The organism is Kitasatospora purpeofusca (genome assembly GCF_036010405.1).
Classification (GTDB): Bacteria; Actinomycetota; Actinomycetes; order Streptomycetales; family Streptomycetaceae; genus Kitasatospora; species Kitasatospora purpeofusca.
In genome coordinates, this window is the sequence record NZ_CP108561.1 from 5,031,936 (window position 1) to 5,044,592 (window position 12,657).

8 protein-coding genes are annotated in these 12,657 nt (G+C 72.8%); 1 reads left to right on the plus strand and 7 read right to left on the minus strand.

The window, feature by feature from the left end; all coding sequences use genetic code 11:
- Nucleotides 1-179: 179 nt before the first annotated feature.
- Nucleotides 180-2,747 carry a murein biosynthesis integral membrane protein MurJ gene (gene murJ, locus OG715_RS22340; RefSeq protein WP_266270628.1) on the minus strand — a complete coding sequence of 856 codons (2,568 nt, stop codon included), beginning with the start codon at nt 2,745-2,747 and terminating at the stop codon, nt 180-182.
- Nucleotides 2,748-2,803: 56 nt separating this feature from the next.
- Entirely contained in the window at nt 2,804-5,293 is a 2,490-nt protein-coding gene (locus OG715_RS22345) for a DUF6049 family protein (RefSeq protein ID WP_266270629.1), read from the minus strand.
- Nucleotides 5,294-5,673: 380 nt separating this feature from the next.
- Here OG715_RS22345 and OG715_RS22350 point away from each other — a divergent pair, with 380 nt between their 5' ends.
- A complete protein-coding gene (locus OG715_RS22350) occupies nt 5,674-7,095 on the plus strand; it encodes a CCA tRNA nucleotidyltransferase (protein ID WP_266271781.1) in 1,422 nt (473 codons plus the stop codon).
- Nucleotides 7,096-7,197: 102 nt separating this feature from the next.
- Here OG715_RS22350 and OG715_RS22355 read toward each other — a convergent pair whose 3' ends face one another.
- The 5 genes from OG715_RS22355 to OG715_RS22375 form a co-directional block, all read right to left on the minus strand.
- The gene (locus OG715_RS22355) at nt 7,198-8,283 is read right to left on the minus strand and encodes an LppU/SCO3897 family protein (RefSeq protein WP_266270630.1); all 1,086 of its coding nucleotides are present in this window, start codon (nt 8,281-8,283) and stop codon (nt 7,198-7,200) included.
- A 34-nt stretch (nt 8,284-8,317) separates the two neighbouring features.
- Nucleotides 8,318-8,989 (minus strand): LppU/SCO3897 family protein, encoded by a 672-nt coding sequence (locus OG715_RS22360; RefSeq protein ID WP_266270632.1) that lies wholly within the window; start codon nt 8,987-8,989, stop codon nt 8,318-8,320.
- 109 nt (nt 8,990-9,098) lie between these two features.
- Nucleotides 9,099-10,436: an MFS transporter gene (locus tag OG715_RS22365; RefSeq protein WP_266270633.1), complete on the minus strand. Its 1,338-nt coding sequence runs from the start codon at nt 10,434-10,436 to the stop codon at nt 9,099-9,101.
- A gap of 129 nt (nt 10,437-10,565) precedes the next feature.
- Entirely contained in the window at nt 10,566-11,648 is a 1,083-nt protein-coding gene (locus OG715_RS22370; protein ID WP_266270634.1) for an inositol-3-phosphate synthase, read from the minus strand.
- A gap of 128 nt (nt 11,649-11,776) precedes the next feature.
- Entirely contained in the window at nt 11,777-12,475 is a 699-nt protein-coding gene (locus tag OG715_RS22375; protein WP_030392441.1) for a PadR family transcriptional regulator, read from the minus strand.
- Nucleotides 12,476-12,657 lie beyond the last annotated feature (182 nt).

A 12,657-nucleotide genomic window follows, 5' to 3' on the forward strand; every position in this document is an offset into this window, starting at 1 on the left:
GCGCATCGGCGGGTGACTCCGGTGCTCCAGGACAATTGTGCCCACTGTTCTCCACCGGGTACGACCGCCGAAAGGTCCGCGCGGTTGCCTGTTGGTGGAGAGATGTGGTGCAGATCCGACGCCGGGCCGCCCTGCCGGTCCCGGGACGACCCGGGGCCCGGTGGCGGCCCGACCCCGATTCAGCGGCCCAGTCGGCCGCGCACCATACCCAGCATGGCGTTGAGTTCCTCGATCCGCAGCCTCTTCGCGATGATCACGAAGACGGCCAGCTGGAGTCCGCCGGCCAGGACGACCGTCAGGACCGCGCCGGCCCAGCCGCCGACGACCCTGGTGACCGCCAGGCTGACGGCCAGACCGACCACCGCGGCCGGGACGGAGGCCGTCGTGAGGCGGGAGTAGGTCTTGCCGATCCGCTTGGTGTCCAGCCCGCCGATCTTCTTCTTCAGCTTGGGCACCGCGACCGTCACCCCGATGGCGTACGCGAGGCCGTAGCCGAACGCCATCCCGGTGACCGTCCACTCCGGGGGCAGGAGCACCCAGCAGAGCAGCGAGAAGCCGGCCTGGCAGGCGGCCACCCACACGGTGTTGGAGAACGGGGTGCGGGTGTCCTCGTAGGCGTAGAAGCCGCGGAGCATCACGTACTGCGCCGAGTACGGGATCAGGCCGAGGGCGAAGGCGGAGAGCATCAGGCCGACGTTGCGCGCGTTGTCCAGGGCGGTGTCGCCGCCGCCCACCGCGTAGATGGACTGGCCGATGGCCGGACCGAGCGCCAGGAAGAGGAACGCGGCCGGGACGACCGCGACGGCGGTGGTGCGCAGTCCGTAGGAGATGTCGTCGCGGACGGCGCCGGCGTCCTCGTCGGCGGCCGCGCGGGACAGCCGGGGCAGCACCGCGCTCATGATCGAGACGGTGATGACGGCCTGCGGGAGCTGCCAGATCAGCAGCGCGTTGGAGAAGGCCGCGAGGCCCACGCCGCCGTGGCCGCCCGTCTCGGCGTCGGCGCCGGCGGCGGTGGCCAGCTGGGTGATGACCAGGTAGCCGGCCTGGTTGGCGAGGACGAAGAAGAACGTCCACTTGGCCAGCCGGGCGGCCTTGCCCAGGCCGTGCCCGCGCCAGTCGAAGCGCGGCCGGAAGGAGAAGCCGGCCGCCCGCAGGTACGGGATCATCGCCAGGGACTGCACGGCGAGGCCCACCAGGGTGCCGATGCCGAGCAGCCGGACGCCCTCGGGGGTGATCGTCTCCGGCCTGACCTGGGTGCCGTCGAAGCCGCCGTAGACCCAGATGTAGGCGCCGAAGGTGAAGATCACCACGAGGTTGTTGAGGACCGGGGTCCACATCATCGCGCCGAACCGGCCGCGGGCGTTGAGGATCTGGCCCATCACCACATGGATGCCCATGAAGAAGATGGTCGGCAGGCAGTATCGGGCCAGGGCCACGGTGGTGTCCGCGCGGGCCGGGTTCTCCATCATCGGGTGGGCGATCAGCTGGACCAGCACGGGCGCCCCGAGCACGGCCAGGAAGACCACGCCGGCCAGGCCGACCATCACCAGGGTGAGCAGCCGGTTGGCGTAGGCGGTGCCGCCGTCCGCGTCGTTCTTCATGCTGCGGACCAGCTGCGGCACGAAGACGGCGTTCAGCGCGCCGCCGCCGATCAGGATGTAGAGCAGGGTCGGCAGGGTGTTGGCGGCGTTGTAGGAGTCACCCATCACGGCGATACCGATCGCGCCGGCGATCACCATGGTGCGCAGGAAGCCGGTGCCGCGAGAGACCAGGGTGCCGGCCGCCATGATCGCGCTGGAGCTCAGTACCGAGGCGATCTTCCCGCCGGCGGCGGGCTGCTCGGCGGGCGCGGCCGGAGCGGCGTCCGCGGGGCGGGCGTGCTCCTCGGCCGCGAGGTCGGCGAGCGGCTCCACGGCGGGCGGCAGCTGCACCGCGGCCACCTGGAGGGTGGCCTCCTCCTCGGAGAGCGGCGGGTCGAACTCGATCGGCGGCACGAACGGCCGGGGGCCGTCCTGCCCGCCGCGGCCGCCGTGGCCGCCGTGGCCGCCGTGGCCGTACGGGGGCTGCGGGCCGTGCTGCGGCGCGTGCTGTCCCGGGTACGCGCCGGCCGGGGGGAACGGCGCGGGCGGGACGGAGGCGGCCGGCGGCTGCGCGCCGGGCTGCTGGACCGGGTGCTGCTGGGCGGGGTGCTGCTGGGGGGACGCCTGGGCCGGCGGGCGCGGGGCCTCGGCCGTGGTCCGGCCGCCGCCGAACAGCGAGTCCACCCCGACGTACTCGGTGGACTCCGAGTCCCAGGCGGAGTGCGCCGGTCCGGGCTGCCACTGTTGTTGCTGCTGCTGCCCGCCCCAGCCCTCGGCCGGGGGGACCGGGGCCGCGGGGGTCGCCGGGACGTTCTGCTGCTGCGGCCGGTCGTCGCGCCAGTCCGCCCCCGCGGGGGTGTCCCAGCCGGGCTGGACCGGGGGCACCGGCGGGCCGAACGGCGTCGGCGGCACCGGTGCCGGGTAGTCGCCGCCCTGCGGCGGCAGCTGCGGCGGCACGTCGTACGCGGCCACCGGCTGCTGCGGCGCGGCGGGCGGGGCGGTCCGCAGACCGTACGGGTCCGGCTCGCCCGGACCGTCGCGGTACGCGTCGGCCGCGTACGGGTCCTGGGCGTAGGTGTCGGCCACGTACCAGTCGCCGGACGGCGACTCGGCCCCGGGGCGGCCCTCTCCGCGGCCCGGAGGCCGCTCCTCGCTGCGCCCGGTCATGTCACCTCTTCGCTGTCGTGGGGAGGCCGCTCCGGAGTCGGGCGGTATCGGCGCTGTCAAGGACCAACCTTCTCATCACTGGTGGCCCGATCCCGGCCATCCGCGCTGCTGTCGCGCGGTGTCCGCGCCGCTCCGCGTCCTTCCGGACGTTCCGGGCCGGCCGGGCGGTCCGCCTCAGCGGCGTCCGCGGCGGTCCCCGGGCCGTCCCCGCCCTCGGCCCGGCCCGGTCCGTCGGTGCCGTCCGGGCCGGTCCCGCCGTCCCGCGGGGCGAGCGGCGCGTCGCCCTCGTCGCCGTGCGCCACCCGCCGCTTGCGCTGGCGGACGAACCGCAGCGCGGCGAGCAGGAGCAGCAGCACGCCGCCGCCGAAGACGTACAGCACCCCGTTGGTCACCGAGGTGACCTGGACGGTGAACGTCACCGGCTCGCCGTACTTCTGCGGGTTCGGCCCGGTGGTGTAGAGCTGGGCGGTCATGCTCACCGGCCCGTTGTTCTTCGCCTCGGCGGGGAAGCGCAGGGTGACGCTCTGCGAGGCGGGCAGCACCAGTTCCTCGGTCGGCAGCTCGACCCGGAGCCGGTTGGGCTGGGCCGGGGTGAGGACCAGCTTCAGGTTGGTGACCGTCTGGGTCAGGTCGTTGCGGACGCTGACCTGGAGCACTCCGGTGTCGCCCGCGAAGGTGATCTCCCGCTTCGGCGGCACCTTCACCGCGCCGGTCAGCTCCTTGAGGTAGCGCTTCACGCCCTCCCGGTAGTCGGCCCCGGCCGAGCCCTCGGCGCGCCACTCGGTGGACAGCGAGCGGACCATGGCGGCGCTGAACGGGCCGCGCACCCGCTGCGGCAGGGTCAGCACCCGCATCAGCGTGTCCAGGTCGGTCTGGATCCGGGTGGTGGTGGTCAGGTCGAACGCGGACAGCTCCGAGTCGCGGGCCCGGGCCGGGTAGTCGGCGGGGGCCGGGACGGTCGCGTTCGCCTTGGGGTCCGCCGGCAGCTGGGCGAGGGCGTCCAGCTTGACCGGCTCCACCCACTTGCCGTCCTGGGCCGCCTGGAGGGCGGTCGCGAGCACCTTGGCGCCGTCGGCGTCGAGCTCGCGCGGCGGCATCACCAGCAGGCCGCGCGGGTTCTGCGGCTCCTGGCGGGAGATCACGAAGGTCTCCGCGAGGAACCGCTGGACGGCCCGGGTCTGCTCCTCCTGGGTCGTGAGCCCGCCCTCGAACAGCGAGGAGATCAGCTGGTCGGCGACCAGCGCGGTCTGCCCGTTGCCGATCTGCCGGGTGGCCGAGGGGGTGTACTTCAGCGTGTCGGACTCGGGCATGCTCCCGCCGTTGACCAGCACCAGGTTGTTGCCGGTGCGCTGGGCGACGGCGGCGATCCGCTGGTCCAGGTAGCCCCGGTAGGGCCAGGCGACATCGGCCCGGGTGTCCACCGACAGCCGTCCCTCGACGGTCAGCTGCCCGGCGGTGGCCGCCTTGCCGAGGGCGGTGTCGATGCCCTCCAGCTCGGGGGCGTTGTGCGCGATCGAGGCGAGGTCGGGATCGGCGTACGGCAGCGCCACCACCTGGCTGCCCGGCTTGGCCACGGCGGCCCGCAGCTTCTCCAGCCAGGCGGTGGCGGCGGCGGTGCCGGTGCCGGCGACGGTGTTGTCCTCCTTGGCCGCGTTGCCCGCGGTGCCCGGCTTCTGCACCACGTAGCGCTTGGTCATCGCGAACGCGGTGTCCAGCAGGTCCGGGTCCACCAACCAGGTCAGCCCGGTCAGCGCGGCGCCCGTGTCGACCAGCGCGTACAGCCGGCCGCCGGGGGCGAACTCGGTGGCCAGGCTGTCGTCCCGGAGCACCGGGACGGTCTGGTCGTTCTCGGAGAGGGTCTGCGCGGCCAGTACCGGCGCGTGCACCAGCGGCCAGAGGGTGGTCACCTTCGACGGCTGGGCGTCGGCCGGGGACGGGTTGTAGGGCAGGAAGCTGCGGGCGATGCCCAGCGGCCGGTCGCGCTGGTTGTCGGCGGTCGAGCCCCAGACGTCCACCGCCAGCTCGTACACGCCCTCGCCGGAGAACTGCAGGTCGGCGACGGCGACGCTGAGGGTGTACGGCTGGCTCTGGCCGGGGCCCAGCTCGTTGAGGGCGTACTGCGGGCTGTCCATCGAGATGCCGTCCGCGTTGAGCGGGACGCTCCGGGAGGACACCGAGGCGAGCTCGCTGCGGGTGGTGAGCGGTTTGCTCGGCCAGGGGCGGCGGACGGCCGCGTGCGCGGACTTCAGCACCGACCTGCCGGCGTTGGTGACATGCCCGGTGATCGTCACGGTGCCGCTCTGGACGGCGACCGGCTTGCTCACCGACTCGATGGTCATGGTCACCGGGAGCTCGGCGCTGACCGCCGTGTCGGAGACCGGCCTGGTCCCCCCGGCCGGAGCCGCGCCGGCGGAGCCGCCGGGCAGCGCCGAGGCGAGCACCAGCGCGGCGCCGAGCGCGCCCGCCAGCCGCCGGACGGTTCGTCCCAGGACCCGCCCGGGGCGCCGGTCCGCCTCCGGACCGGGGTGCCGTGCCGGCTCACTCACGCGGTTCGCCCTCGCTCACGGGTTCGCCCTCGCCGTTCTCGATCGCTGCTGCTGCTGCCGTGCTGCTGCGGATGTTCCGTCGGCCGTGGGATGCCGTGAGGAGCAGCCGTGAAGAAAATGCGGTGGTCCGGTGCCCCGGTGGCCGTGGCGGCGCACAGCACCGCGGCCCGTGCTCGGTGCATCCGGACTCGTTCCACCGGCATGGTAACGATGTGGTGAGGGGTGCGGTGTTGCGGGCCGGGGAGTGAGCCGTCGGAAACACGCGGGCGACCGGGCCGCCGGGCCACGTACCCTTGTGAGCCGTGTCCACTGCCAATGAGCCCACCGCCCACCCGACCGGCACCCATCATTCCAGTTCCGCCGTCCAGGTCGTCCCCGGCCTGAGCGAGGCGCAGACCCTGGGTCTGCAGGAACTGCTGCGGGTCTCCCCGGTCGCCGACGAGATCGCCCGCCGCTTCCAGGCGGCCGGGCACCGGCTCGCGCTGGTCGGCGGCTCGGTCCGGGACGCCCTGCTGGGCCGGCTCGGCAACGACCTCGACTTCACCACCGACGCGCGTCCGCAACAGGTGCTGAAGCTGGTCAAGGGCTGGGCCGACGCGGTCTGGGACGTCGGCATCGCCTTCGGCACGGTCGGCGCGCGCAAGGACACCCCGGAGGGCTCCTTCCTGATCGAGATCACCACCTACCGCTCCGAGGCGTACGACCGCACCTCCCGCAAGCCCGAGGTGAGCTACGGCGACACCATCGAGCAGGACCTGGTCCGCCGCGACTTCACGGTCAACGCGATGGCCGTCGACCTGCCCGGCCGGGCCTTCGTCGACCCGCACCGGGGCCTGGACGACCTGGAGGCCCGGGTGCTGCGCACCCCCGCCACGCCCGAGGAGTCCTTCTCCGACGACCCGCTGCGGATGATGCGGGCCGCCCGGTTCGCCGCCCAGCTGGACTTCGAGCCGGCCCCCGAGGTGGTCGCGGCGATGACCGCGATGGCCGAGCGGATCACCATCGTCTCCGCCGAGCGGGTGCAGGCCGAGCTGAACAAGCTGCTGCTGGCCGCGCACCCGGTCAAGGGCCTGCGGCTGCTGGTCGACACCGGCCTGGCCGACCACGTCCTCCCGGAGCTGCCGGCGCTGCGCCTGGAGCGGGACGAGCACCACCGCCACAAGGACGTCTACGAGCACTCGCTGACCGTTCTGGAGCAGGCCGTCGACCTGGAGCGGGAGGGCCCCGACCTCACCCTGCGGCTGGCCGCGCTGCTGCACGACATCGGCAAGCCCCGCACCCGCCGCTTCGAGCAGGACGGCCGGGTCTCCTTCCACCACCACGAGGTGGTGGGCGCCAAGATGACCCGCAAGCGGATGCGGGACCTGAAGTACTCCAAGGAGCTCACCGAGGACGTCTCGCGGCTGGTCGAGCTGCACCTGCGCTTCCACGGCTACGGCGGCGGCGAGTGGACCGACTCGGCGGTGCGCCGCTACGTCACCGACGCCGGCCCGCTGCTGGAGCGGCTGCACAAGCTGACCCGCTCGGACTGCACCACCCGGAACCGGAAGAAGGCGGCCGCGCTCTCCCGCACCTACGACGGCCTGGAGGGCCGGATCGAGGAGCTCAGGGAGCAGGAGGAGCTGGACGCCGTCCGCCCCGCGCTGGACGGCAACCAGATCATGGAGCTGCTCGGTCTCAGGCCCGGCCCCTCGGTCGGCAAGGCGTACAAGCACATGCTGGAGCTGCGGCTGGAGCACGGCCCGATGGAGCACGACGCGGCGGTCGCCGCGCTGCGCGACTGGTGGGCCGCCCAGCAGTAGCGCGCGTGGTGCCGCGAGGGGTGGTCCCGGGTCCTCCCGGGGCCACCCCTCGTCCGTCGGCGCGCGGTCGGCGCGGGCCCGGGTACGGGCCCGCGCGCGGGCTCAGAGCTTCTTCAGGCAGAGCACGAAGCTGAGCGCCTCGGTGGTGGAATCACGGGTGTAGGTGCTCTCGGCACCGGTGACGTTCTCGCAGGCCTTGTCGTTGTCGCTGGTCCCGTAGACCTTCTTGAGCACCTTGTACTGGGCCTTCGGGTCGCCGCAGGGCAGCATGGTGATCCGCGGACTGGCGTCGTGGGTGGCGGTGGTGCCGTTCTCGTTGCGCAGGCAGTCGCCGGCCTTGGCGGTGTCGATGTCGCTGGCCACCTTGGTCGCGGACGGCGTCGGCAGGGTGATCGTCGGCACCGGGACCGCCGGGGCCGTCGCCGGGGGCACCGTCGCCGCCGGGACGGACGGGAAGGTCGGCGACGGGAAGGCCGGCACGGTCACCGAGGGCATCACCAGCGGGCGGTAGGGGCTGTCGTCGTGCTTGGTGGCGGCGAACAGCGCGCCGGTGGAGATCAGGACGATCCACGAGACGATCCCGAGCACCGGCAGCAGCAGCATGAAGATGTGCGGCCGCTTGGTGAGCGGCACGCCCGGGTCCAGCTGCGGCCCGTGGGTGCCGGGCGCCGGCGGCGGCAGGTCCTTGATCCTGTTGTGGGCGGCGAGGTTCCGCAGCAGGGTGACCACGGTGAAGATGCCGGAGAGGTAGCTCCACCAGCCCTGCACCAGGGTGCGGGCGGACATGTCGCGGACCACGGCGGTGCCGCAGGTGCGGCAGAACGGTCCCGGCTGCTTCAGGAACCGCATGATGACGATGATGCCCTGGTGGCCGCGGACGGTCGTCTCGACGGCCGGGAAGCCGCCGCAGAACCGGCACACCGGACCGCCGTGCGGGGCGTAGCCGGCCGGTGCGGGGTAGCCCCCGGCCTGCGGCGGGTACGCGTAGCCCCCCGGCGGGGCCTGGGCGGGCGCGCCGTAGCCGGGTGCGGCCGGCGGCGGTGCGGCCGGGTAGCCGTAGCCGGCCGGGGCCGGCGCGCCCACCGGCTGCGGGGCCGGTGCGCCGGCGTACGGGTTGCCGGTGGCGTACGGGTTGGCACCGTCGGCGGGCGGCGGCGAGCCGTACGGCATCTGGGGCGGAACGGACAAGGGGATCCCCCGGGGAAAATCAGGTGGCGGACGGTCAGGACTTCTTGACCGGCGGGACGCCGGCGAGCGGGCCGAGGCAGAGCACGTAGCGCTTCTTGTTCCAGCGGCGGCCGCTCTTGCCCGAGACGGTGCTGGTGGTGCCCGCGGTCTCGCGGCACCTGCCGGTGTCGGTGGTGGACTCGAACTTGGCGAGCACCTTGTAGTTCGCCTTGCTGTCGGTGCACTTGACCACCGAGACGTCGCGCGAGCCGGAGGCCTTGACGCAGTCGCCGGCCTTGGCGCTGCTGACGCTGGGGTCGCTGACGAAGTAGCCGACGATCAGGGCGATCACACCCAGGACCAGGCCGACCGCCTTCAGCCGGGCCTTGCCGCGGCCCTTCGCGGCCGGTCCGGGCGGCGGCGCGGCCGGCGGGTAGCCGTGCGGCGAGGCGTGCCCGTACGGACCGGGCGCCTGCGGGGCCTGCGGGTACGGCGCGGGCGGGTAGGGACCCTGCGGGTGGACGGGCTGGGGGTGACCGGGCTGCGGGTAGGGCTGGGCCGCCTGCGGCGCGCCGGGGTGGCCGTACCCGGGCGGGGGCGGCGGGGCGCCGTAGCCCGCGGGCACCGGCTGGGGCTGGCCGTACGGCTGGGGAGCCGGGGGACCGTAGGGCTGCGGCGCGGCGCCGTAGCCGGGAGGCGGGCCGTACGGACCGGGTGGTGTGCTCATCAGATTGTCCCCCGAGACAGAGTGCTGCCGCTGCGACAGATCTGACGTACCTTAGCGACTCGGAACGACGCCGCCGGGGTGCAGGGGCCGCCCGGGCGGACGGCCGTGGTCAGCGGGCCGGGTCGCCGGGGAGCGGGCCGGTACGGCGGGCCGCGCGCAGGTAGAGCGCGGCCGAGGCCGCGTACACCAGGGAGACGCCGGCCACGACCGTGACCGAGCGGCCGGAGAGCGGCAGCACCAGTGCGGTGACCAGTGCGGCGGCCACGAAGGCGACGTTGAAGAGCACGTCGTAGATCGCGAAGATCCGGCCCCGGAACTCGTCCTCGACCGATTCCTGCACCACGGTGTCGGCGCAGATCTTGGTGCCCTGGGTGACCACGCCGAGCAGCAGTGCCGCGATCAGGCAGGGCACCAGGCTGAAGCCGAGGCTGAGCACGGGCACGAAGACCACCGGGGCGGCCAGGCAGAGCGTCATCCAGCCGGCCAGCCCGAGCCGGCGGCTGCACCAGGGGCTGATCACCGCCGCGATGAAGAACCCGGCGGCGGAGAGGCCGACCGCCTGTCCCAGGGTGGCCAGTCCGGCCGCGCTGTCCGCCGGGTCGTTGAAGGTGTACCGGGCGAGCATCACCACGACGACGATCAGCACGCCGTAGCAGAACCGGGCGGCGGTCACGGCGGCCAGCGCGTGCGCCGCCGGTCGGCGGTCCCGCACCAGATGGGTGACGGCGGCCCGCAGCTCGCGGGCGGCCTGGGCCAGGGCCTGGCCGATCGCGGGCCGGCCGGGGTGGTTGCCCGGGCCGAGCAGGTCCTTGTCCATCCGCAGCGCGGCCAGCGCGGCGGACAGGTAGAGCAGCGCGGCGAGGCTCACCAGGGCGGCGTCGGCCCGGGGGCCCGGCGCCATCACCTGGTGCAGCAGGAAGCCGAGACCGCCGCCGCAGGCCGCCGCGACGGTGCCCAGGGTGGGGGAGAGCGCGTTGGCGGTCACCAGCTGCTCGGCCCGCACCACCCGGGGCAGCGCGGCGGACAGTCCGGCCAGGATGAACCGGTTGAGCGCGGTGACCAGCAGCGCGGAGGCGAAGAAGAGCCAGGTCGGCGCCTGGACCAGGAGCAGTCCGGCGGTGAGCAGGCCGAGTCCGAAGCGGCCCAGGTTGCCCAGGTAGAGCACCTGCCGGCGGCGCCAGCGGTCCAGCAGGACGCCGGCGAAGGGGCCGATCACCGAGAACGGCAGCAGCATCACGGCCAGTACCGAGGCGATGTCGGCGGGCGAGGACTGCTTCTCGGGGGAGAAGACGACGTAGGCGGCGAGCGACACCTGGAACACGCCGTCGGAGAGCTGGGACAGCACCCTGGCGGTCAGCAGCCGGCGGAAGTCGCGGCCCCGGAGCAGGCCGAAGAGCGTGGCGCGGTGCGCGGCACGGTGGGTACTGCCGTTCTCGGTGATCGCCACCCGCTCAGGGTGCCATGGATCCGGGCGGTGTTTCACGTGAAACATCCGCCGGGAAAAGGTGAACGGGCCCGCGGTCGACGACCGCGGGCCCGGTCGGTGCTCAAGGACTCAGCACCCGGCGGAGCGAGCTCAGCGCTCGACCTCGCCCTTGATGAACTTCTCGACGTTCTCGCGGGCCTCGTCGTCGAAGTACTGGACCGGCGGGGACTTCATGAAGTACGAGGAGGCCGAGAGGATCGGGCCACCGATACCGCGGTCGAGGGCGATCTTCGCGGCGCGCACGGCGTCGATGATGACACCGGCGGAGTTCGGGGAGTCCCAGACCTCGAGCTTGTACTCGAGGTTCAGCGGGACGTCGCCGAACGCGCGACCCTCGAGGCGGACGTACGCCCACTTGCGGTCGTCCAGCCAGGCCACGTAGTCCGAGGGACCGATGTGGACGTTGTTGGCGCCCAGCTCGCGGTCGCGGATCTGCGAGGTGACGGCCTGGGTCTTGGAGATCTTCTTGGACTCCAGGCGCTCGCGCTCGAGCATGTTCTTGAAGTCCATGTTGCCGCCGACGTTCAGCTGCATGGTGCGCTCGAGGACGACACCGCGGTCCTCGAACAGCTTCGCCATCACGCGGTGCGTGATGGTGGCGCCGACCTGCGACTTGATGTCGTCACCGACGATCGGCACACCGGCCTCGGTGAACTTGTCCGCCCACTCCTTGGTGCCGGCGATGAACACCGGGAGGGCGTTCACGAAGCCGACCTTGGCGTCGATGGCGCACTGGGCGTAGAACTTGGCGGCGGCCTCGGAGCCCACCGGCAGGTAGCAGACCAGGACGTCGACCTGGGCGTCCTTGAGGACCTGGACGACGTCGACCGGGGTCTCGTCGGACTCCTCGATGGTCTCCCGGTAGTACTTGCCGAGGCCGTCGAGGGTGTGACCGCGCTGGACCGTGATGCCGGTCGGGGGCACGTCGCAGATCTTGATGGTGTTGTTCTCGGACGCCGTGATGGCGTGCGCGAGGTCCTGGCCGACCTTCTTGGCGTCGACGTCGAAGGCGGCGACGAACTGCACGTCACTGACGTGGTAGTCACCGAACTGGACGTGCATCAGCCCGGGGACCTTGCCGGCCGGGTCGGCGTCCTTGTAGTACTCGACACCCTGCACCAGCGACGTGGCGCAGTTGCCCACACCCACGATGGCTACGCGAACCGAACCCATTCCCGGTTGCTCCCTGTGATCTCATGAGCGCCGCCGAAGGTCGGCGGTACTCGTCCTGCTTCTTCGATGACTGCAAACGGGCGCATGACGCGCCCACTCCTGCCGCGCGGCACGGGGCTGACGCGGTCTCAGCGCTCCTGGGCGGAACGCCCCGGGCGGTCGTGCGGTGGCCCGGGCGGGTCCACGGACCCGTCCTCCTGGCCTCGGCCGTCCGAAGTCTGGGGTACTGCGGAGCCGGTCCCGTCGGCGGGCGCCCCGGTCCGGCCGGAGCGGTTGGCCCGCTCGGTCTCGATCAGCTCGTTCAGCCAGCGGACCTCGCGCTCCACCGACTCCAGTCCGTGCCGCTGCAGTTCGACCGTGTAGTCGTCGAACCGCTCGCGGGCCCGGGCCAGCGAGTTGCGCATCCGCTCCAGGCGCTCCTCCAGCCGGCTGCGGCGGCCCTCCAGGACGCGCATCCGCACGGCCCGGTCGGTCTGACCGAAGAAGGCGAAGTGCACACCGAAGTGCTCGTCCTCCCAGGCGTCCGGGCCGGCGTCGGCGAGCAGCTCCTCGAAACGCTGCTTGCCCTCGGCGGACAGCCGGTAGACGATCTTGGACCGCTTGCCGTTGAGCGCGGTGGCCGGCACGTACTCGACGTCCGGGTTGTCCTCGACCAGGAAACCCTGGGCCACCAGGCTCTTCAGACAGGGGTAGAGCGTCCCGTACGAGAAGGCGCGGAACGAGCCGAGCAGGACGTTGAGCCTCTTGCGCAGCTCGTAACCGTGCATCGGGGCGTCGTGGAGCAGTCCGAGAACGGCGAACTCCAGCACTCCTGAGCGTCTGCCCACTGCCTTCGTCCTCCCCTCTCCGGTCGGTCCGCGACCCGCCTCGACCGGCGCTATGCCGTTCCGATGTATCGGCTCGATATATCGAGAACAGTAAGCCTGGCTCCGCGAACGGGCAAGGGGGACGCGCGTGAAGGTGATCACAAGACGACGCGCGGCTGTGCTTGGCAACGGGCGTGTAATGA